Origin of the sequence: Pseudomonas sp. RIT-562 (genome assembly GCF_026241895.1) — a bacterium.
In the GTDB taxonomy this organism is placed as follows: Bacteria; Pseudomonadota; Gammaproteobacteria; order Pseudomonadales; family Pseudomonadaceae; genus Aquipseudomonas; species Aquipseudomonas mandelii_F.
The window spans coordinates 1-19,672 of record NZ_JAPJIV010000035.1 but is presented as its reverse complement, the minus strand read 5'-3'; the positions used below and the strand labels follow the sequence as shown (position 1 = coordinate 19,672).

Sequence of the window (19,672 nt, the reverse complement as noted above, 5' to 3'; positions counted from 1 at the left end):
TCATGCCGCATGCATTGTTGCCCCAAACAATGCATTTTGCTGATAACAATAGAGGCCAAGCCGCAGGCAATTCTCAAGTGGCAAAGAAATCGCTTGCTCGCGTGCGCACCTAGCTTCTTGCTGTGCAAAAGGTTCCATCACGAAATGGGGAAGCGCTAGATGCACCAGCAGGCCGAGGAGCCTTTCAGCCATCCCCGCAGGGATCGAATTTTCCCCATATCTAGCGCGTAAGGCGCGATTGCGTTCGATCCGCTTAATCCAGGGATCGGAGTCCTCGGGCAATGCGGCGAGCTCAGCGCTGATGATCATCTGCACCGCTTCATCACGCATTAATCAGGTGGTCAGCTCGCGGTATTCGTCAAGCGTAACCACACCATAATCGGCGTGATTGTCTTTCGCGTAGAGGTCGGTCATTCCTACCCGCATATGGCCATACTTTTTTACGTCGTCGGGCAGGTATCCTCAAGGCCGAGGTATCCCATATCGAACTCCTGGCTAAGAATGTATTCCCTGAGTAGCACTGCCTGTTCACCCCGCAATGCTCAAAGACTCCACCGATAGCATGCATCATTATTGAGGTCGTCCCTTCGCGCCAGCGCCTACAACAGCCAGCCAACAGCAGCCGGTTAGGTGTGCATAGTAGGTTAGGCAGAGACCCAACCGTTGTGAGAATCCACCTTGAATACCCCCCTACGCATATGTCGATTTCTATACCTTGATCAACGCCCCAGAATTTACCGCTGATTCAATTGAGAAACGAGCTCCGGGTGAGTTGGGGAACCATTGAGTCGACTGCTGGACGCTGCTTCGAGCACCGCTTTGACGTCACACGGCGAATCACCAAAGAGCTCGCTCTCGGCACCTTCAAGCTCGTCCGCAAGGCTTTAATGTGAGCTCCGCGAACTCAAGCATCTCAATCAAGGACATGCTTTCGATTTGCGCATTTAGGTCATAACTCTCGATAAGCTCACCCCCTAATTTGTTCCAGTAAGTGCTCACAAAACCGATAGTGGTGGGATTCCTGATCTTCGGTTTGCCATTTACTCATGAAATCCCGGATCCCAAGTGTCTCCGAAACCGCCTGCGGAATGAAAAAGGACAGAATAGCTCGCTGGTTGCATCAAGCCCGTCCTCATTCGCCCCCCTCGAAAAATACAGGCTACGCTGACGAAGTCAGATTCCGACGCTGTTTTTGGCCAATCACGGCGCACAGGTCGAAAAAGGATAGGACGTTCGTAGCCAGTACCTTGAATTTTCTTATAGTGCTGCTTCACCTCGCCGACCATACCAAATTCAACTACATTGGGAGAAACGTTCACGGCTTCCAATGAGAACGAAATATTTTCTGATTTTTCACGCCATCAATAGATAATATCTATCGTGGCAACCTAGAAAAATTTAGCTCTTTGCTTTACACTGAAATAGCAAATATACATAACAGGAGGCTAGGCTATGCATATCACAGAAATTGGTTCTCAAGAATAAAATGTAAGTGACATGAAAAGGCCCGTTTAGGGCCTTTTTTTAATTTTAAGAACGGAAGCTGAAATGTTTAAAAAACTTTCATTTTTTCAAGGCGTGTTTCTAACAGCCAGCATATTTGTACTGGCTGTATCGGTATTCAGAAATCACTCACTAATTTACGACGCACTATTGACGCAAAAACTTGACGAGTGGTTATATTTTGGCGTTTTCGCATTTTCTTCGCTGTTTCTACTTGTGACACTTTACAAGGAAATATCGGAGAGATTCATAGAAACAAAAAAAGGCATAAAATATATAGCAATTACTTTTTTCTTCGTATTCATAACTACATACCTCGTTTTTAGATATCAAGGAGATACTGATTACCAAACATCCTTAGCGTTATTTGTTAGCTCCTCACTGTTGGGCGCTGGATGGTGGATTCAAGCAACAATAAACTCAGCTGCCGCGCGAAAATCTCATACAATCAACACCGTAATGACTCAACGATATAGCGAACTATTTTTCAAAAGAAGTGATAACTTTCTACAGCATTTTCCGGTTGGCAAGTCTATACATATGGAATTGGTTGAAGCTGCATTCTCTTCAAATGACAAAAAATATAAAACTTCCAATTTTCCAGTCGAACTTCTTGACTCCGCAAAAGATTTAAACTATGTAATGAATTTCTATGAATTTGTTGCTGTAGGCGTACTCAATGGCGATTTCGATGAAAAACTAATTCGCGAATGTTATGAAGGTATAATACTAGGCCTTGAAAAGCGGGGTTACTATCTGATTCAGTATATGAGAAAAAGCCAAGGGCCAAAAGTCTTTTGTAGCTTGATAAGTTTGATAGACAAGTGGACTGACAATAATTCACTAAATACAAAATATAAAAATGGAATCTACAACCTAGAACTCGGCGAACTTAGCCCTGTACAGGAAGACATAGACAAAATGCTCCAAGGTACATATATAAAAAGCTCCCTTGGTTGAAATATGCGGTACTAAGATAGGCTCGTGCTTTTACCGCCGATTTCGGGCACAGAGCAATGATGTTGACTGAAGAAACCAGAGACACGCCAGATTCCTCCGAAGGCAAACAAATGGGGCGGTCATGTTAGGAGATGGAAAGTACGCCACAATAGTTGCGAGGAAATAACTCCATTGCCATCCATGCGAGCTACATCCGGTCGGCCGAATTCAGCATAAGAGTACACAGCGGAACGAACGAAAAGGTAAGTGTGGCGTTTTCCGCTTTACCGACTGAGATGTCGGTGCTGCGATATACCTAGGAACGTATTCGCCGCTTAAGCGATTCAAGCTCACTTGGCACCTCAGCTAAATCTGGAAAGGCCTTATCGATGTAAAGTAAATATTGTCAGCTACGGACATGCTCTCCAAAGGGATGTCCACAGAACAACATCTATTTCAGTTGATCTTGCCGTATGCCGATAGCTATCAGTGCCAAATGAATTAGGAGCCGACCTACACACTCTACGGAGCTCCACCTGATTGAGAGAAATCAGGCGCGCCCTAATGTTTCATATCTTTATTTTTTGCTTTATAAGTTTCAGATTGCTGTCAAATTTCGCTTTAACTGCTAACGTTGATTTGTCGTATATCCAAAATTGAACGCCAGACAAGAGCAATGTTCGGTCAGTATACTTTTCGACATTGTCGCTACGAATCTCCATACTCCCCCAGCTCATTACGATCGGGTCAACCACACTGCCTACCACTGCGATGGAAACCGAATTTTTTAGCGACTGAGCCTTATCTATGGAAACAGGCAACGAAAGACTGATGTCACCGTAACTTTTCTTATTTGAATTGAAACCTACACGATAATTTATACGTTCATAAACTGGGAGCCCATACATTTTTTCACCATTTACTGATTCATTCGCAACTGACAAAGCAAAGGGAAATTTTTTTGAAGTATTATACGAAATTAGGCCATCAAAATTGCTATGGGATATCAGATTTACTTTAAATTCCTCTGCATCTGCATCATATGTAATGCTTTGTTCGTCTGGCACAAAAAAGATAAGACTCGACTTGCCCTCAAATTTATTTACCAATGAAACAAAATCAGCTTTTCGAGCACTAAAGGCTTCCGTTTTTTCGAACTCCTTCTTTTTGCCTAGCTCTAAAGCATCTGCCTTGTTAATCAGAGCTTTCAAATCATTCCGGATGAATACTTCCTCCAGAGACTGATCAGCATAGACCAGGGGTTTATACGTAACTTTTGGTGGCGCTGGCTGCACCTTGACGACTTCTTTTTTTTGATCGGGAGTATTAGCCGGCACGTGATTATCGTCGTTAACTTTGTCACAAGCGGACACCATTAAGCAAGAAGTTAAAAGCAGCGGGCAAAGGTTGATCAATTTCATGTATGATAATCCTAAGAGGCCTAGTTTGATGGGTGAAGAGCCGCAAACTTGGCTACGGCAACCTATATTTTGTATTTCAACTTCTAAAACGCCAGCGGTGGCCAGCAACATAGGGCTGAATATATTTTTGAGTGGAACTGCCCTTGCTTCACAGGAGCGAAGAACAGTTCGCACCATCAGGTGAACAATATCTGGTGACTTGGATTGGTATCCAGGGCAAGGCATTCCTTGACTTGATCCTCGGTCAAGAATTTAGTGAGGCGCTTTCCATCGCGAACCATTAGCAAAACATACGCGCTCTTAGCTTCTGCACTAGCGACATGACTGGGAAGACCGGAATGCCGGCCCGTTCTTCCCCTTTTATCAATAAAGGGCAGCACGGTTACCAGGTTTCGCTGCTTAACCAATCGGTAGATTAATCGAACCACTTCTGCCAAAAATGCTTCGGGAAATCAGCACTTCGTTCTATTACTTTGCCATTTTTTATAACAAACGATATTTTCAGATTCTCGTCTTGCAACCCCAGTAACCAATACGTCATAGGACGCTCGTAGGATATGCGATACAGTCCGTCTTTATAAATGGCCATTTTGCCGTGAATATCCTCCCATATTTTAGAGTCGCGCATTTCCAATGAGAATTTAGCGTCTGCGCTGTAAGATATGTGTGTGGGGCCTTTTGTAGTTATCCCGCCGATAGTTGTACTCTCTGAAATAAACTTACCATTGCTATCAATGGGGTAGAAGTACGCACTATCAGGAGCACCCAACTTATAAGCCACATCAAACGGAGGCTGTGTCGCAACCAACTGAGCCACATCATCACGCGACATCGGTTTAATTTCAGCCATACGTATGTCTTTTGGAGAATGTTTCTCAATTGCCGCAAGCGTTAGCTTCGCTTCCGCCGGAGACTGCTTGAGACATCCAATCCAGCCGACATCAGCAAGCCCCTCGCCGCTGTCCTTTTTCAGTTGCTGGTCAATCTTACGGCACACCTGTTCCGTCGTATCACCACATCCAGACAGCAATAAAGCTACCGAGGCTACAGCTACAAGCTTTTTCAAAGTTGTCCCCTAACAATTGATAAGCGGTTTCCCAAACCACCCCTATGATGTCAGAGCGACATTATCCGTGTCCATTCGCCCCGCCGCCCGAGACATTGTACTCATCGTCAAATCTGCCGTTTTTGGCGTTAACACCTCAGGTTGAAGCGTTCTCACCGAATCCAGCTTATCCATCTCAGCCCAAGCCCTGAAAACAGTGGCTCATAGCTCCTGGGTCTAGTCGTGCACTTAGTTATAACCGACGATAGAAGCTTTGTTTCCGTAGGATTTTTCCCTATTTATCTCTGGTTATCCCTGAGGGCATGGCTGCGCTATGAACTAAACTTCATAACCCTGACTCTCACCGTTTCCACTACAGGAGAGAACCCACCTCATGAGCACAAAAGCGTTTTTGGCAATGCTCGTAATCACTGCCCTCATCTGGCTAGTGACAGTGTGGACTGTCATCGGCTGGTATACATCCGACGCGGTGGATTCATCACAATCAGAGGCCAGCAGCACGCTGGAGCAGGAAGCATCGTGAACGCGAATGAACTGATGTGTTTCATGGTGGGACTGGGGATATGCTGGATGCTTCTGATTTGGCAAGCGAGCACCATGTTTGCCGGGTGAATTAGCGTTTCTTGTAGCCGTGTATTTGGTGAGCCTCAGCGTGTGTACGGCAATTCCACCACACCACTCGTGTACTTCGCTTCCTCGGGATCGAACATGCCCGTGTGAAATGCTCATCTAAATCTTCTTGCACAGCGACTGCTACGCCAGGGGCAACTCCGTGGCTCGCATCATGTAAGTTGCGATAGCTTCTTTGATCGGGCTATCTCGATCGGACGTTTGCCGAACATCCGACTGCGGCAAATCTCCTGCTTCGCGGATCTGAGGATCCAGGTAGATTACAACCACTCACTGAGTAGACGCGGGATCGACGTGGGAACCATCAGTCCGTGGCACGGCACTTCGTAGGTAGCAGCTCTCCGCGCCTTACAGATGATGTCTTCGTAACAGGCAACAACATCTTCCCCCCCCTTCTGATCCAGAGACGATCACCTGCAGTACACAGTCCATAACTGATCGACGCGCGTTGTGAAACTCTGACTCATCATCTCGCGCCGCATGCCCCAATCAGGATTGGTTGGCACACTCGCCAAGCGCAGTGTTCCCCTACCCCACCGTTCATTGATGGAATCCAACACGCCCATCACTTTCTCTGTCGCCTCCGGCTGGGTGACCGAAAAGAGATCTTCGGTGTACTCACCTTTCCGGCATAGATTGACTAGGAGTACCTCGGCTTTGCTGTATTTGAAGCCAGGTCGGAAGATCATATTTACCGCGTCCACCGCAGCTTTTGTCATCAACCGAACGTCATCTGTTGGATAGGGCAATTCCACCAGAACACCGTTGGCGTACTTGGCCTCCGCCGGATTGAACATACCGGTGCGGATAGACACGCGTATTTTTTTGCACAGTGAATGCTGGGCTCGGAGTTTTTCTGTGGCGCGCATCATGTAGGTCGCCACGGCCTCTTTGATCGGTGCAATCTCGGTGAGGCGCTTGCCGAAGATGCGGCTGCAGCAGATCTCCTGCTTCGGTGGGTCAGGCTCATCGAGCTCAAGGCACGGTGTACCGGCCAACTCACGAGCCGTCTTCTCGATCACCACGCTAAATTTTTTACGCAACATCCAGGGATCGGTTTTGGAGAGTTCCCAAGCCGTCTTGATTCCCATGCCTTCGAGGTGAAGCGTCATCTTGCGTCCGACGCCCCAGACATCCGAAACCGAACATTTTTTCAGCACCCAGTCGCGCTTGGCTTGATCACGTAGGTCGACGACTCCACCACTCTGCGCTTGCCACTTTTTGGCGGCGTGATTGGCAAGCTTGCTGAGTGTTTTCGTGCCGGCAATACCTACCCCTACCGGGATACCAGTGCTCCTGTAAACCTGGGCACGGATCCGACGTCCTAGCGCCTCCAAATCACCTGGAACGCCAGCTAAATCAGCAAAGGCCTCATCAATGCTATAGACCTCGACGGCGGGCACTAGCGACTCGATCACACTCATCACCCGCTCGCTCATATCACCGTAAAGTCCGTAATTCGATGAGAAGGCCACGATGCCGTGTTGCTTGAGCTTGTGTTTGATCTGAAAGTACGGCTCGCCCATTTTTACGAAGGGCTTGCTGTCCGCGCTGCGAGCGATCACGCAACCATCGTTGTTCGAAAGCACCACGATCGGTGTTCTGGCCAAGTCGGGGCGGAAGACTCGCTCACAGCTCGCATAGAAAGAATTGCAATCGATCAACGCGAAGACGGGCTCAGGATTTTGGATCATGAGCACGCACACTAAAAGTCACCACGCCCCAGATGATTAGTTCATCGCCTTCCAGGATATAGCGCGGCGGATAACCTACGTTCTCGGACATTAGGATGATGTCGGAGCCTCGCTTGCACAGGCGCTTGCACACCGGCTCGCAGTTCACTGCCGCGATCACTATGTGGCCGTGTTCAGCGGTGATCGAGCGATCGACTACGGCCATATCGCCATCGAAGATCCCAGCGCCTTCCATGCTGTGGCCTTCAATGCGCACCAGATAGATATGCGGGGCTCGAATGTCCAACAGCTCGTCGATGGAGATGTGTTGTTCAAGGTGATCAGCCGCAGGGGATGGGAAGCCGGCTGGGACTTTGAACGAGTAGAACGGGAGCTGAACTCCCCCTCCTCCTAACGGGCAGATGATTGTGACGCTCATGGTGGATGCCTTAACCAAAACTGTACATGCATACAGTAAACGTCGAAGGCGATTGACGGTCAATGTCGAGCGAGAAAAATAGACCAAAGGGAATGACGCCCCCATCAGCGGATGGCACGGCTCTGGTCGTGATAGGTACCCTAATTTTATTTGCTGATTGCGCGGCTAGGCTTTGTTGCCAAAAAAACCGCAGTCCATAGCTGTTCCGCCAACCACTGAGCCTCACTTCGGCTGAGTCTCCAACCAACCCACCCAAAACACATTAAGACGTATTGGCCTTCTAGTCTGATCTGAAAGTCATAGATAGGCTCTTCACCGTCCTTAAATTCCACCATCGGCTCAGGATCCAGGAGAGCTCCTTCAATGAGGAAACGTGTACCAGTCATCACAACTTGGAGTAAATCAGGTGTTTTCTTTGATCCAAACAGCTCATGGCGCTCAATGAGAACAGCCCAATGATCATGGGTCGTTTGGATATTAGACTTATCCGATTTTGGGTGATTGTGATCAAGCGAGTTGAGTACTGCTTTGATTAGGCCAGACGCGATCTCATAAGCTTGCCGTGCGGTGAAGCATGCTTTGAAGTCGTGTAGCGTTACCCGTATGAGTCGAGACGGGGTGAGTTTGACCGTCGCACGATAACGCTCGTCTGATCCCGAAAAGGTGAAAATTTCGGTGGCCTTGAAGGTGAGGCGGGATTTCAAACGGTCGTGGTTGCTCATGGCATTCTCGAAAGATTGGCTTACTAAATCAAATTCGGCTCAATCCCGAAGAATTTTAACAATGTAAAAAATTTATTTAGTGGGTTAGCCTTCGGCGTAACCCGCCGCCCAGACTGGTATAGATGCTTAAAAGCGTCGTAACGCTCTGGCTCCATCATCTCCTGACGCATTCCGCAATCTGGATTGGTCGGCACACTGGCCAAGCGCAGTGTCCCCTACTCCTTCTGAGTGGCGACCGGCTCCGAGATCGAGGGAAGGTCTTCGGTGCACTCGCTTTTTTGACAGAGGGTAACGAAGAGAACTTCAGCTTTGCTGTAATTAAAAATCAGGTCGGAAACGCGATACACCGCCTCCACAGCAGCTTTTGTCATCAGCCGGACATCGTCGGTTGGGTTGCTGTCCGCTGCCTCTCCCTATACGTTCACCGATTTGAGTATCTGCTCGAGTGCATGGCGCTCCGAATCAGTAAGGAGTTGTTGGCGCTGATGGGGCATTTGCTTTATTCACTGCCAGCGGAGCGGTTACTAGAAGCGCTGAGGCCCTTGCGTTTGGAATTGGAAGTCTGAAGGCAGTCAGTCATCTGACCAAGGATCGAATTTATCCCCGTACTTGGCGCGTAAGGCTCGATGGCGGTTGATCCGCCAGATCCATGGATCGTAGTCCTTGGGCAATGCGGCCAATTTGTCGCTGATGATCATTTGCACCGCATCATCGCGCAAAAGCTGACTAGTCATCTCCCGGTATTCGCCAAGCGTAGTCAAACCATAAATGGCGTGATTTTCTTTCACGTAAAGGTCGGTCATACCCACGCGCATATGGCCGTAGTCGGCTACGTCGCCGGGATAGATATCCTCCAAGCTGAGATGTCCCATATCGAGCCCCAAGGCAGAATTTGCCCGCTGGAAAGTAATGTTTGCGCTGTACATTTTCATTGTGCCGCCGGAAGAAAAGCAATCGCTATTCCGCGCGAGCGGCTACCAAAATGAGGCTCTGGCCGAGGCCCTGAATACGATAAAGCGCGAGAAATAGAGAACAGGGAAGCCGTAAAGGCCTACAACGAAGACGTAGAAACTCACAGCGTTTTCAGCGACAACATACGGAGCTTCTGAAGCCTATCTCTCGCTAAGTGGCTGTTTTTCAGCCTGCAACAACGGGCCTCAGATGAATATCGAGGGTTTCATCTCTCCCCACGTGACACGGGGGCTCGGACGAATATCGGTAGATTCATCTCCCACCTAGAGAGGCGTGCCGACTAGCTGGCTGATACGAATTTGGAGGGTTTTATCTCTCACCTCTCCAAGGCCGTTTGACCCAACAAACGAGGGTCTCAGGCGAATATCAGGAGATTCATCTCCCACTGTCTGGAGCGGGCCGAATCAGCTCGCCGAGACGAATACCGAGCGTTTCATCTCTCGGCTCTCCATCGCAGTTTGAGCCAGGAAACGCGGGCCTCAGATGAATATCAGGAGCTTCATCTTCCGCTAGCTGGTGCGGGATTAATCAGATGGCTGAGGCGAATATGGAGTTTCATCTTTCAGCTCCCCCATGGCCGTTTGAGCCAGAAAACGCAGGTCTCAGACGAATATCAGCAGATTCATCTCCCGCCTGGGAGCGGCCCGAATTAGGTAGTTCATACGAATACAGAGGGTTTTATCTCTTGGAGGCGAGCCAGTTGTCAGCAATACAAAAGCCAGTTACAGGCGGTTTATTAAACGCATGATAGTTCCGAACCTACAGTGATCTAACAATTGACCCATTGTAACGTTGCTGAATTTATCCCTCAGCAACGCTCACCTGATCGAAGCAAATCGCAAAAGCTACGCCGCCCAAAGCCTCGTAGGAAACTGCCAAGGACGTAGTTGCCATTTTGAGTTTCAAGAAGCCAGTAACCTCCCTCTTTCCATGCCCTCCGAATTTTCCCTGTTCGAATGAGGCCGCCATCTGCCGGGCGAAAAGCATCACCTAGCCCAACGTGATCGAAAGAAACGCCAAGGCATGTGTCATTTGCGATGAAGGCGTCACTGATAAACGCAGTGATCGGAACCGAGTATTTTCCGATGCTCGCTCCCCCGAGTCGACACAACTGAAAGTCACTCAGCTCCTTACTATAAAATTCGACTTCGATGATTTCAGTCATTCAACCAATGCTCCAAACGACTCCAAAATAAATTACCGCTTACCCGGCCGACATCGAAAAAGCAGCTCCCACAGTTGCTTCTTTTCGCTGGCCTGGGCCCCAGAGGAGGTAGACGGTATTGTTGGTTTCAAACATACAGCTGTAGATGAATTGCACTCCGAAGTTGCTACGCACCCACATTTTTGGTTGGAAGCGGCCTTTACTGTCTAGGACTATTTCGTGAGCGAATAGCGTCATGGGTAGTAGAGTGAGGTTCGTGAGCTTTTCTTTTTCATCCGGTGTAACGATGAGGTCGATCAAAATCCACTTCCGCACCACACAAAAAGCTTTGCCGGGGAACACCTTTCCCGCTAAGGAAATTAAATCCGCTCGGGAACCAGTCCAACCCGAAGTCTCCCCTTCGGTACCATAGAGGAGCTGAGAGATTTCATCTAAGGTCACCATAGTGGTATCTCAAATTGGATTAGGTTGAGGAGCGCTTGTATAGGTCTGCCCTGCCATGGTTACGAATTCGTAGATTGGTGGTTGCTTGTCAGAACTTTGCAGTCTGATTTCGGCAAGCGGTTCCATTAGACGTTCATTTTGCCGGTTCATCCAGGGTGGGGAGATGAGGTATACCTTGGTAACAGTAAAAAATTCAGAATCTCCTGAACTGCACATTGCTTGAACCGATTCCGCATCACTGACGAGGCGCACGCTTGGCCCAAAAGTCCCATCGAAAAATCCTACTCCTTCTACTAAGAAAGAATATTGGTTGTGACAAATATTAACGCTTTTCCATAACAGGAGATTTTCATCAGGCATTTTGAATCTGCCTTGCAGCTGACTCTCGTTTGTTCTGAACACAATACAGTTCCTGACTGACAATTTATCTCTTTAGCGCCCATCTGATTCAGATAGTAAGTATTAGATCACTTACAAAACCAGTCTCTTCGAAGGGGTAGCCCCTTGGATTGGACGCACAGCGAATGCCTTCTATTGTTTTCTCATAGCCGACGTGCGTATGCCCATGTAACCAGATGTCTATATTGCATCCTGAAAACTCCTTCCAGTCATTGACATAAGCTGCAGCCAAATGGCCCATCTCATACTTGATTCCAGGCGTACATTCCGGAAAAGGTGCGTGATGGGTAACCACCACTGTTTGTCCTTGAAACTCAGTTGATAATTTAGCCAGCAACCACTTTTTCGCAAATTGCGACTTTTGCTGAGTTTCGATTGGCTTCACGCGACGATACTGAGTTCCAGCTCTGATCTGCCTGTAATCATTCATAGATGCCTGAGCGCTATTAAGTGCAGAAGCGACGTCCCCGGTCGAGTAAAAATCAGTCCAAGCGGTTGTACCAAGGAACCGCACCCCATTGATGACGACTTGCTCGTTTTCTAGAACGTGAACATGCGAGAGGGCCTTAGCACGCATTTTGTCCAAAGTCCTGTCGATGTGGCCTTTATAGAACTCATGATTTCCTGCGACATAGATCACTGGGCAGCAAAAGGTTCTGTTCGCCCCCTCCACTCCTCTAGCCAAAAGATCAATGTCACCGGCCAGCACAACAACATCCGCATCGGAGACGACAGGAGAAAATTCCTGAAATTCGATATGGACGTCAGAGAGCAAGTGTATTTTCAAAATCTCAACCCTTTAAGGCCCATCCACACTGTCAATTTATGGCTAATATTTCACGAAGATATCCAAGAGTGAAAATGCGCCTTTTAGAAATTTACAGCCAAAACCTTCAGGATGGTGGTGAATGACTCATGCATTACTAACGCACGTATAGAAGAAATGATCCGTCATTCCGCGGTTTCTGAGGTGTTGCTTGACCCTCAGTTAAGCTCACAAGAATCCCCATTTCGGAATTATATTTCATGGCGTGGAATTGTTCAATATGGCCTTATCCTCTCTTTTGAGGATTCGCCATGGTCATGAGGGAATCGCTGGCGGCAGTACTTCGATTGGTGCGTTCTTCCCGCGGCCTTTCGAAGGAGGATCTTCAAGGCCAGGTTGAAACTAGGCATCTATACAATCTCGAGAACGCAAAGACGGGCGTTACCCTCGATATGCTGAATACGATCTCCTCGGCATTGGATGTCGATCCATTGGCGCTACTTGTGGTCGCATCGTGCTTTGAGAAGAAATTATCTCCCGAAGAATCTCTCGAGAGACTGTCTGAAGAAGTAAAGCGCCTCGTTGCCTCGGGTGTAGTAAACGGGTTGTCCGGGCAATTCGCTAACGGCACGCTTAAGCCCATCAAGGGTGGCCCACGCTCATCTCCCGATAAAATTGAAGCCGTGCTTCGTTGCCGATCTCAGGGAATGACGCAGAAAGAAGCTTCTGAGGCGCTTGGAATTCCCACATCAACGGTCAACCGAATTTGGCGAATGGCGAAATAGGCAGGCATCGAATGGCAGCGAGGGTGGATAACGCTCATTTCGGCTTTTACGAACATGAATGTCAGGCTTGATCGGCCAACGGATATGGGTTCCATCCGCCAGGCCGGGCATCAACTCGAGCTAACGGGGCATCAGCGAGCCGTCGATGGGGCTTCCGGCATACGTTTACGCCTGAGGGAAAAATGCACCTGTTTCATCCATGCGTAAGAAACTGAATGTTTACATTTTCGGCGTAATTTACGCGGAAAATAGAGGTTTACATTTTTTGACAACTGCCCCAAAAAAAATGCCGCCTAATCGGCGGCATTCCTTGGTTTTTCAGGGCATAACGCCCACCAACCCCCTTACTCGTCACGTATACCTAAAATCGACGTGAACATTAAGTAGATCGATACATACAGGCTGATCGTGGCCATGATGTAGTTGCGCTCGCCGCCGTGAATGATGGCGCTGGTCTGGAACAGAATGCAGACCGAGGAGAACAGCACAAAACCAGCGCTAATCGCCAGCTGCAGGCCGCTGATCTGGAAGAAGAAGCTGGCAACCACTGCACCCAGCAACACGAAGAAACCTGCTGTGATGAAACCGCTTAGGAAACTCATGTCCTTGCGCGAGATCAGCACATAGGCCGACAGGCCGCCAAATACCAGAGCGGTCATGGCGAAAGCCGAGCTAACCACTTCCGCGCCGCCCTGCATGCCCAGGTAGCGGTTAAGGATCGGGCCGAGCAGGAAACCCATAAAACCGGTCAGGGCAAACGCCGACACCAGGCCCCACGCGGAGTCACGGAGTTTGTTGGTCAGGAAGAAAAGGCCGTAGAAACCGATCAGCACCACGAAGATATTCGGGTAGCCAACACGCATCTGTTGAGCGACATACGCCATCACGCCGCTGAATGCGAGGGTGAGAGCGAGTAGGCCGTAAGTGTTGCGCAGGACGCGGCTAACCTCTAGCTGCTCAGCCTGCACGCTGTTATTAACTGCGTAATCCTGTTCGCGCATGGCGACACTCCTGTTGGTTTGAAACGTTCAGTCGCAAAGATCATAACAGACGCCCTGCAACTAGCTACTCAGAGAGTTTGACAGTGCGTTTCATTCAGGTATTATGGCGCCCGCAACGCAAACGGAGGTGTGGCCGAGTGGTTTAAGGCAACGGTCTTGAAAACCGTCGACTGTAACAGGTCCATGAGTTCGAATCCCATCGCCTCCGCCATATTTGTACCGACAAAGCCCTGATTTTTCAGGGCTTTGTCGTTTCTGGCTTTCGCGAAAATCCTCTCTGGTCCGCACGCGTTTTATAACTATTGTGGACGCGTTCCATAACTCCCCCGTTCCAAGCCCCGGCGGCCTGCCGACCACTTGAAATTTCCAAATGTGCCACCGCATTTCCGCGGCTACGCTCACCTCCTTATGGAGCATTACTCATGCCCGGCTCAGAACTGCTCCCATTCCTTCTTTGCAAAATCAACGAAAGCATTCGGCCAATAGCTGCCTCCAGGCCTCCAGAGCAGCTGTATTGCGACTAGCTTTATCTCGAACACTAAAATCTAAGTCCACAGCTCAACCAGATTAAGGTTCGTTATGATTAAAAAAATCGATCTGACGATCACCCACGATTACCTCAATCCGTTTGCCTCGCCAGACAATCCCAAGCTAAGCCCCGAGCTGGTGGACTACCTATCAGATAGCGCCTGGTACCATCCCGAACTGTGTCTGGACATTCGCTGCCCGGAAGATGAGCGAGAACGCCTGCAGCAAGCCATCAGCAATACCGTTGCGCAAAAGAGCGAAAACCGACTTTTTCAACTGATGACCCATTGCAACCTTCGCGACAGGCAGCAACCGGCCAAAAGCAGTCGTTCACGGGAGGCAGCTATCGACCCACAGCAGTAATCTGAACCGCATTGATCTAAAGCAATGCCTCCTGCCCATCCTAAAATCGTGATGGCAGTTCATTTCCGGCCTGGGCATCTGAAAAGACCTCATCTGGATCTGCCTGACACCAATATCTGAAAAGTAGGCGAGGCTCGATATTTCCGAAATATTGATCCACGATGCTCTCGGGGCGCACGACCAATTTAGGTTCTGGCCATTGCTGGGCTAAAACACCTAATGGTTTGCCAGATGAATAAACAACCCAAGTGGCCTTGCCTCCACTGATACGAGGTAGGTAGTCCATATCTTGTATCACTTCGATCAAGGTGCGCAGTGTTGCTGATTGATCGAGTGTGATCGATGTTGCATGACTTTCCAGATCATCTCCCGCATGAACGCTATCTCGATCAATGGCAACTACCAACATGACTGCTCCTTTTAGTGGTGTGCTTTCACCAGATCGATCAGCGTAGAGACATCAGCGGCTAACTGTCGAGTGCGCTTCTAGCCGAAACCTGCCGTACCAGGCTACCGCTTTCGGCCAGAAGCGGTCATTCTTTATCGGCCGGGCTGTGAAGAGCCGTAGTCTCCAATCAACAATGTGATTTCTGGTGTGCGAACATATCTAAAAAGGCCTGTCGCACCGAGCCCGAAAGCCGTGGTAACTGGCTAATGGCTGCAGCTATTGAGATCGCATCAGGTCGGCCATACGTTTCTGTAGATCCGATAACGCCAGAAGCGCCGCACGAGATAGTTGGCGATGCGGAGCTACGCAAATGGAAAGAACTGGATGGCTGACGTGGATGCCGTCAAGAGGGACGAAGGCAATGGTTTGCGCTTCTACTTCGCTTGCGACATCCAACCAGGACAGAATCCCGACACCCACCCCGGCGCGGATTAACGATCGCATCATGCGCAGATCGTTGCACGCTACGCGCTGCCGAACATCAAGCCTCAGATGATCGTGAAGCGCATGTATGTGCTTTTGTACGACCAGAGGAGCTGCTGGGAAGATCACTGTTTCATCTTGCGTGTCGCTCAGCCGTAGGCTCTTCCTACCTGCCAAGGTATGAGTAGTAGGCATGGCAACTCCCATCTTGATCACCGTGCTAGCAGTCACCAATAGCTCAGCGCCCGGTATAGCATCTAATACGAAGCCAAAGTCGACCTCCGCGGAGGCGATCATTCTTGCGACTTTCTGGCTGTCTGCAACCTTCATCCCGAATGTAAGGCCCGGATACTGCTGCATCAGCGCCGATACGGCTTCAGCCACCATTCCTTCGCTAAGCGCATCGATCAATCCAATGTCGATATGACCGCGGCGCAGGCCTTGCATCTCGTCAATCTGCTCACGAGTGCGAGCGTAATCTTTCTGCCACTGGCGGGCATTAGCCAATACCAGCTCGCCCGCGGACGTAAGCCTCAAACCGCTTGGGAGACGTTCAAATAAAGGTACCCCAAGCTCTTCCTCGACCTTGAGAATCTGCCGATCTATAGCCGAGGCAGAAACGTGCAGAACTTCAGCCGCTCGGCGAATGCTGCGGTGTTGAGTGACCTCGAGAAAGTATCGGGTGAATCGTGAGAATGGGAACATGTGTTGTATTTTTTGCAACGCGATGATGAGAAATCGATGTTTGAGTTCATCACGCCATGCTCTTAAAGTCCATATCGAAGCGCCTTAGAGCGCACTTTCAGACTGTGATGGCAGCTTACGAGGCTCACTTCCCATGATCAAAGACCGTACTCTTCCACTCAATTGCACCTTTGTTGAAAGTGACTGGCGCATTCTCGCCTCACACTGGTACCCAATTGCTGAGTCGATCACCGTGGGCGAGGAGCCGATCAAAGCGATGCTTCTCGACGAGCCGCTAGTGATTTACCGGATAGGCGAGGAGCTGGTCGTGGCGCGAGACGTATGCCCGCATCGTGGCGTTCCGCTGAGTATGGGGAAAAGCGACGGCCAAGGCGTAGTTTGCCCGTACCACGGCTTGCGCTTCGGTCACGGAGGCAAGTGCAACAAAGTTCCGGCAAGCCCCAATGGATCCATCCCAAGCCGTATGCAGCTTTATACGTATCCTGCGGTTGAGCGTTATGGGTTGATATGGACGTGCCTCGATCCGCAGAACGGCCAAGTCGATATACCGAAAATGCCTCATTGGGAAGATGTTGGATTTCAGCAGATTGTTTGCCCGGCTTTCGACGTTAAGGCATTTGCGGGGCGTCAGCTTGAAGGCTTCCTCGATGTGGCTCATTTTGGCTTCGTTCATACGGACACTTTTGGCAATCCGAACAACGTTGAGGTACCTGCCTATCGCCCCGAAGAAACACCTCATGGTTTTGAAGTTCGCTATCTCAGCTCGGTCGCAAACTACCCGATCGGTGTAGAGGCTGACGTCCCTGCTGACTTCACCTGGTTGAGACATTTCGAGGTACATCTGCCGTTCACGGCTACCCTGACAGTGCACTTTCCGAACGACGGTCGGCTGGTCATCATGAACGCCGCTTCCCCCGTGTCTGCTAAATACACGCGAATGTTTGCCCCGATCGCGCGTAATTTTGACAAGCATATTTCTGTAGAGGACGTTCATAGTTTCAACTTCCAGGTATTTGAAGAGGATCGCCTGATCGTCGAAGCTCAAAAACCGGAGCGTCTGCCACTCGATCCCTCCCTGGAAGTACACATTCCGGCGGACATGAGTTCTATCGCTTACCGCAAAGGGCTGCGTAGCCAAGGACTGAGCCAGTTTTTCCTGAGCTAAGAACGCAACTGGTTTAACAACAAGACAGCCGTGGGGAGCATGCGTGGCTTCCTCCCACACATTTTAAGGCGCGAACCACTAACCAGTCTGGTGAAGGGTCTCTCAATTCATACACAGGCGAATACCCTGGGGCATCCTGCCTAAGCGATCTCTTCATCTCTCCATCTTTGGTACGTTCGCAATGACTCTTACTGTTTCTAACTCAAGATCCTTAGATATCGTCATCATCGGTGCAGGCATCGGTGGCCTCACAGCCGGTATCGCCCTGCAACGTCATGGGCATCGCGTACGCCTGTTCGACAGGGTTGCAGAGCTGACACCTGCAGGCGCAGCGATCTCGGTCTGGCCCAACGGCGTAAAAGTCCTAGAAAAGCTTGGTCTGGGGGATGAGATCAAGAGCGTTAGCGGCACTATGGATACTATGAGTTACAGCACCCATACAGGTACCCTGCTAACTCGCTTCGGCCTCGGACCGCTATACGAGTCCGTAGAGCAGCGCGCTTGCCCCATCGCCCGTACGGCCTTGCAAAAAGTTCTGCTGAATGCCTGCGGCGCTGATAACGTCACCCTAGGCGTGAGCTGCGATAGCGTCGAGTCTCACGAGAACGGAGTGCTAGTAACGCTCTCCGATGGCCAGCGCATCCAGGCCGACCTTGTGGTGGCTGCTGACGGCACCCACTCGCGGCTGCGCAACTATGTGGCCGGCTGCGAAGTAGCGCGTGACTACTGCGGCTACGTCAACTGGAATGGTCGCGTGGACGCTAGCGACGATCTGGCTTTCGCAACCGAGTGGACCCAGTTCGTCGGTGATCACAAACGCGTATCTCTGATGCCTATGGGCAACGGCCAGTTTTACTTTTTCTTCGATGTACCACTTCCCGCGGGAACCGCCAATGTGCGCGACAGCTACCGCGAAGAGCTGCACAGCCATTTCGAAGGCTGGGCTCCTCCGGTACAAGCCCTCATTGAGCGTTTGGATACCGCTATCGTCAGCCGCGTAGAAATCCACGATATAGCGCCAATCACCAGCTTCGTCAAAGGCAGGGTAGTTCTGCTTGGCGATGCGGCGCACCCCATGGCGCCTGACCTCGGCCAAGGCGGCTGTCAAGCTATGGAGGATGCCTGGGTACTTGCCAAGTGCCTGGAGCTAAGAGGCACCGATGTCGCAGCCGCGCTCGACCTTTACAACAACGCTCGTGTCGATCGCACCGCGCAGATCATGCTGCGCGCCCGTAGTCGGTCAGAGGTGACCCACGGGGGTAGTCCGGCGCAGACACAAGCTTGGTATCAGGAACTTGCGCAGGAGACTGGGGAGCGGGTGATTGCGGGAATCGTCAAGACTTCGCTAGGGGGCGGGGAAATGTTACTCGGCTGATCTGGAAGTGGCCGATTCTGCCTGCGCAATTTGGCGCTACACAGGTAATTGCTTGGACTCGACCACCTATTCGCATACCAGTAGCGCCTCGAGAATGCCAGCTATGGCAAAAAGCTTACACGCGCTCGGGTAAATCTGCCCTATACGCCGTGATAGCGAAGTAGCAATCTAAAGCCATCAACCGCAGCGCAGGGAGCGCTTCGGAAGGTTACGGATGACCACCAGAGCTTGGATGCTGCCGACAGGATGTTGGGCTGGCTTTGATGAGAAAAACGACCCGCTTCGGCGGGTTTTTTTTGGGCGGTATTTTGTTGCTGATTGGGGCGGCATGCAAAATTTCAGGAACCTTTTAGGTGAATGTAGCTAACGCTCAATACGTTATTTTTTCCCATAAACTGGCCTTCTAAGAGTCCGGGTTAGTCACCTCCTGGAACGGCGTTTGGAGGTGGATCTATCCGGATACTTCAGGATAGCCATGTGCCGAGCCTGTATTAGCCTCAGTTATCTTCAAAAGGAAAGGCGTCCTGGCACACCGAAAAGATGCAATTTTCTCAGGCAGCCAGGTACCGGATCATAGCGTCCCACGCTTGCGCCTTATGCAGCGCAAGCGGATGTGTGCCAGCCACCCAGAGGACGCAAAGTGATGAGGTGACTTTCGCTGGACGCTTACTACAATTAGGCAGCTGTCAGCGGTCTCTCATGAAAAAGCCTCGTGCAACTATAGCTGCACGAGGCTTTTT

The 19,672-nt window shown here is 50.1% G+C and carries 20 protein-coding genes, 1 tRNA gene and 1 pseudogene; 7 read left to right on the top strand and 15 right to left on the bottom strand.

All coding sequences use genetic code 11. The annotated features are described in order from the left end of the window. Positions 1-330 carry a hypothetical protein gene (locus ORL50_RS27770; protein ID WP_266019819.1) on the bottom strand — a complete coding sequence of 110 codons (330 nt, stop codon included), beginning with the start codon at positions 328-330 and terminating at the stop codon, positions 1-3. Positions 331-1,548: 1,218 nt separating this feature from the next. Between ORL50_RS27770 and ORL50_RS27765 the strand changes: the two genes are divergently transcribed. After that, a complete protein-coding gene (locus ORL50_RS27765) occupies positions 1,549-2,463 on the top strand; it encodes a DUF4760 domain-containing protein (RefSeq protein ID WP_266019818.1) in 915 nt (304 codons plus the stop codon). A gap of 548 nt (positions 2,464-3,011) precedes the next feature. On the opposite strand, the gene ORL50_RS27760 is transcribed toward ORL50_RS27765, so the two are convergent. The 7 genes and pseudogenes from ORL50_RS27760 to ORL50_RS27730 all read right to left on the bottom strand — a co-directional run bounded on the left by ORL50_RS27760 (position 3,012) and on the right by ORL50_RS27730 (position 9,325). After that, positions 3,012-3,863, bottom strand: coding sequence for a hypothetical protein (locus tag ORL50_RS27760; RefSeq protein ID WP_266019817.1), 852 nt, complete (start codon positions 3,861-3,863; stop codon positions 3,012-3,014). A gap of 415 nt (positions 3,864-4,278) precedes the next feature. Further along, positions 4,279-4,929 (bottom strand): hypothetical protein, encoded by a 651-nt coding sequence (locus tag ORL50_RS27755; protein ID WP_266019816.1) that lies wholly within the window; start codon positions 4,927-4,929, stop codon positions 4,279-4,281. Positions 4,930-5,585: 656 nt separating this feature from the next. Then, positions 5,586-5,795: pseudogene (locus ORL50_RS27750) on the bottom strand (DNA polymerase V subunit UmuC); the annotation flags it as partial. Between the two features lie 174 nt (positions 5,796-5,969). Beyond that, complete coding sequence (gene umuC, locus ORL50_RS27745) at positions 5,970-7,253, bottom strand: translesion error-prone DNA polymerase V subunit UmuC (protein ID WP_266019815.1); 1,284 nt, start codon at positions 7,251-7,253, stop codon at positions 5,970-5,972. Further along, positions 7,237-7,671, bottom strand: coding sequence for a LexA family protein (locus ORL50_RS27740; protein ID WP_266019814.1), 435 nt, complete (start codon positions 7,669-7,671; stop codon positions 7,237-7,239). Before ORL50_RS27740 ends, umuC begins: the two co-directional genes overlap by 17 nt. A 146-nt stretch (positions 7,672-7,817) precedes the next feature. Further along, positions 7,818-8,393, bottom strand: a complete 576-nt coding sequence (locus ORL50_RS27735; RefSeq protein WP_266019813.1) for a hypothetical protein — start codon at positions 8,391-8,393, stop codon at positions 7,818-7,820. 572 nt (positions 8,394-8,965) lie between these two features. Next, on the bottom strand, positions 8,966-9,325 hold the full coding sequence (locus tag ORL50_RS27730) for a hypothetical protein (RefSeq protein ID WP_266019812.1): 360 nt from the start codon (positions 9,323-9,325) through the stop codon (positions 8,966-8,968). Between the two features lie 93 nt (positions 9,326-9,418). Between ORL50_RS27730 and ORL50_RS29240 the strand changes: the two genes are divergently transcribed. Continuing rightward, positions 9,419-9,502, top strand: a complete 84-nt coding sequence (locus tag ORL50_RS29240; protein ID WP_416236053.1) for a type II toxin-antitoxin system CcdA family antitoxin — start codon at positions 9,419-9,421, stop codon at positions 9,500-9,502. A gap of 671 nt (positions 9,503-10,173) precedes the next feature. Here the strand turns inward: ORL50_RS29240 and ORL50_RS27725 are convergent. The 4 genes from ORL50_RS27725 to ORL50_RS27710 form a co-directional block, all read right to left on the bottom strand. Then, a complete protein-coding gene (locus ORL50_RS27725) occupies positions 10,174-10,530 on the bottom strand; it encodes a hypothetical protein (RefSeq protein WP_266019811.1) in 357 nt (118 codons plus the stop codon). A gap of 39 nt (positions 10,531-10,569) precedes the next feature. Next, entirely contained in the window at positions 10,570-10,974 is a 405-nt protein-coding gene (locus ORL50_RS27720; RefSeq protein WP_266019810.1) for a DUF6957 family protein, read from the bottom strand. Positions 10,975-10,983: 9 nt separating this feature from the next. Then, positions 10,984-11,334 carry a hypothetical protein gene (locus ORL50_RS27715; protein ID WP_266019808.1) on the bottom strand — a complete coding sequence of 117 codons (351 nt, stop codon included), beginning with the start codon at positions 11,332-11,334 and terminating at the stop codon, positions 10,984-10,986. A gap of 88 nt (positions 11,335-11,422) precedes the next feature. After that, positions 11,423-12,160, bottom strand: coding sequence for a metallophosphoesterase (locus tag ORL50_RS27710; protein ID WP_266019806.1), 738 nt, complete (start codon positions 12,158-12,160; stop codon positions 11,423-11,425). Positions 12,161-12,456: 296 nt separating this feature from the next. On the opposite strand from ORL50_RS27710, the gene ORL50_RS27705 reads away from it, so the two are divergent. Then, the gene (locus ORL50_RS27705) at positions 12,457-12,924 is read left to right on the top strand and encodes a helix-turn-helix domain-containing protein (RefSeq protein ID WP_266019804.1); all 468 of its coding nucleotides are present in this window, start codon (positions 12,457-12,459) and stop codon (positions 12,922-12,924) included. Positions 12,925-13,268: 344 nt separating this feature from the next. Here ORL50_RS27705 and ORL50_RS27700 read toward each other — a convergent pair whose 3' ends face one another. Further along, the gene (locus ORL50_RS27700) at positions 13,269-13,925 is read right to left on the bottom strand and encodes a Bax inhibitor-1/YccA family protein (RefSeq protein WP_266019803.1); all 657 of its coding nucleotides are present in this window, start codon (positions 13,923-13,925) and stop codon (positions 13,269-13,271) included. Between the two features lie 123 nt (positions 13,926-14,048). Here ORL50_RS27700 and ORL50_RS27695 point away from each other — a divergent pair. Together ORL50_RS27695 and ORL50_RS27690 are read left to right on the top strand one after the other, a co-directional pair. After that, a tRNA-Ser gene (locus ORL50_RS27695) sits at positions 14,049-14,136 on the top strand. A gap of 368 nt (positions 14,137-14,504) precedes the next feature. Further along, entirely contained in the window at positions 14,505-14,816 is a 312-nt protein-coding gene (locus tag ORL50_RS27690; RefSeq protein ID WP_266019802.1) for a hypothetical protein, read from the top strand. Between the two features lie 40 nt (positions 14,817-14,856). On the opposite strand, the gene ORL50_RS27685 is transcribed toward ORL50_RS27690, so the two are convergent. Further along, positions 14,857-15,225: a hypothetical protein gene (locus tag ORL50_RS27685; protein WP_266019799.1), complete on the bottom strand. Its 369-nt coding sequence runs from the start codon at positions 15,223-15,225 to the stop codon at positions 14,857-14,859. Positions 15,226-15,480: 255 nt separating this feature from the next. Next, positions 15,481-16,392, bottom strand: coding sequence for a LysR family transcriptional regulator (locus ORL50_RS27680; protein ID WP_131672097.1), 912 nt, complete (start codon positions 16,390-16,392; stop codon positions 15,481-15,483). 133 nt (positions 16,393-16,525) lie between these two features. On the opposite strand from ORL50_RS27680, the gene ORL50_RS27675 reads away from it, so the two are divergent. Both ORL50_RS27675 and hpxO read left to right on the top strand, forming a co-directional pair. Next, positions 16,526-17,557 (top strand): aromatic ring-hydroxylating oxygenase subunit alpha, encoded by a 1,032-nt coding sequence (locus ORL50_RS27675; RefSeq protein WP_131672096.1) that lies wholly within the window; start codon positions 16,526-16,528, stop codon positions 17,555-17,557. A gap of 181 nt (positions 17,558-17,738) precedes the next feature. Further along, complete coding sequence (gene hpxO, locus ORL50_RS27670; protein WP_266019797.1) at positions 17,739-18,932, top strand: FAD-dependent urate hydroxylase HpxO; 1,194 nt, start codon at positions 17,739-17,741, stop codon at positions 18,930-18,932. The last annotated feature ends 740 nt before the right edge of the window (positions 18,933-19,672 follow it).

What these genes read in the sequence shown, in the direction of transcription:
- ORL50_RS27685 (WP_266019799.1), bottom strand. Translation starts at nt 15,225, where the DNA reads ATGTTGGTAGTTGCCATTGATCGAGATAGCGTTCATGCGGGAGATGAT.
- ORL50_RS27725 (WP_266019811.1), bottom strand. Translation starts at nt 10,530, where the DNA reads ATGACTGAAATCATCGAAGTCGAATTTTATAGTAAGGAGCTGAGTGAC.
- ORL50_RS27715 (WP_266019808.1), bottom strand. Translation starts at nt 11,334, where the DNA reads ATGCCTGATGAAAATCTCCTGTTATGGAAAAGCGTTAATATTTGTCAC.
- ORL50_RS27680 (WP_131672097.1), bottom strand. Translation starts at nt 16,392, where the DNA reads ATGTTCCCATTCTCACGATTCACCCGATACTTTCTCGAGGTCACTCAA.
- ORL50_RS27690 (WP_266019802.1), top strand. Translation starts at nt 14,505, where the DNA reads ATGATTAAAAAAATCGATCTGACGATCACCCACGATTACCTCAATCCG.
- hpxO (WP_266019797.1), top strand. Translation starts at nt 17,739, where the DNA reads ATGACTCTTACTGTTTCTAACTCAAGATCCTTAGATATCGTCATCATC.
- ORL50_RS27705 (WP_266019804.1), top strand. Translation starts at nt 12,457, where the DNA reads ATGAGGGAATCGCTGGCGGCAGTACTTCGATTGGTGCGTTCTTCCCGC.
- ORL50_RS27770 (WP_266019819.1), bottom strand. Translation starts at nt 330, where the DNA reads ATGCGTGATGAAGCGGTGCAGATGATCATCAGCGCTGAGCTCGCCGCA.
- ORL50_RS27740 (WP_266019814.1), bottom strand. Translation starts at nt 7,671, where the DNA reads ATGAGCGTCACAATCATCTGCCCGTTAGGAGGAGGGGGAGTTCAGCTC.
- ORL50_RS27765 (WP_266019818.1), top strand. Translation starts at nt 1,549, where the DNA reads ATGTTTAAAAAACTTTCATTTTTTCAAGGCGTGTTTCTAACAGCCAGC.
- ORL50_RS27700 (WP_266019803.1), bottom strand. Translation starts at nt 13,925, where the DNA reads ATGCGCGAACAGGATTACGCAGTTAATAACAGCGTGCAGGCTGAGCAG.
- ORL50_RS27730 (WP_266019812.1), bottom strand. Translation starts at nt 9,325, where the DNA reads ATGAAAATGTACAGCGCAAACATTACTTTCCAGCGGGCAAATTCTGCC.
- umuC (WP_266019815.1), bottom strand. Translation starts at nt 7,253, where the DNA reads ATGATCCAAAATCCTGAGCCCGTCTTCGCGTTGATCGATTGCAATTCT.
- ORL50_RS27720 (WP_266019810.1), bottom strand. Translation starts at nt 10,974, where the DNA reads ATGGTGACCTTAGATGAAATCTCTCAGCTCCTCTATGGTACCGAAGGG.
- ORL50_RS27760 (WP_266019817.1), bottom strand. Translation starts at nt 3,863, where the DNA reads ATGAAATTGATCAACCTTTGCCCGCTGCTTTTAACTTCTTGCTTAATG.
- ORL50_RS27675 (WP_131672096.1), top strand. Translation starts at nt 16,526, where the DNA reads ATGATCAAAGACCGTACTCTTCCACTCAATTGCACCTTTGTTGAAAGT.
- ORL50_RS27735 (WP_266019813.1), bottom strand. Translation starts at nt 8,393, where the DNA reads ATGAGCAACCACGACCGTTTGAAATCCCGCCTCACCTTCAAGGCCACC.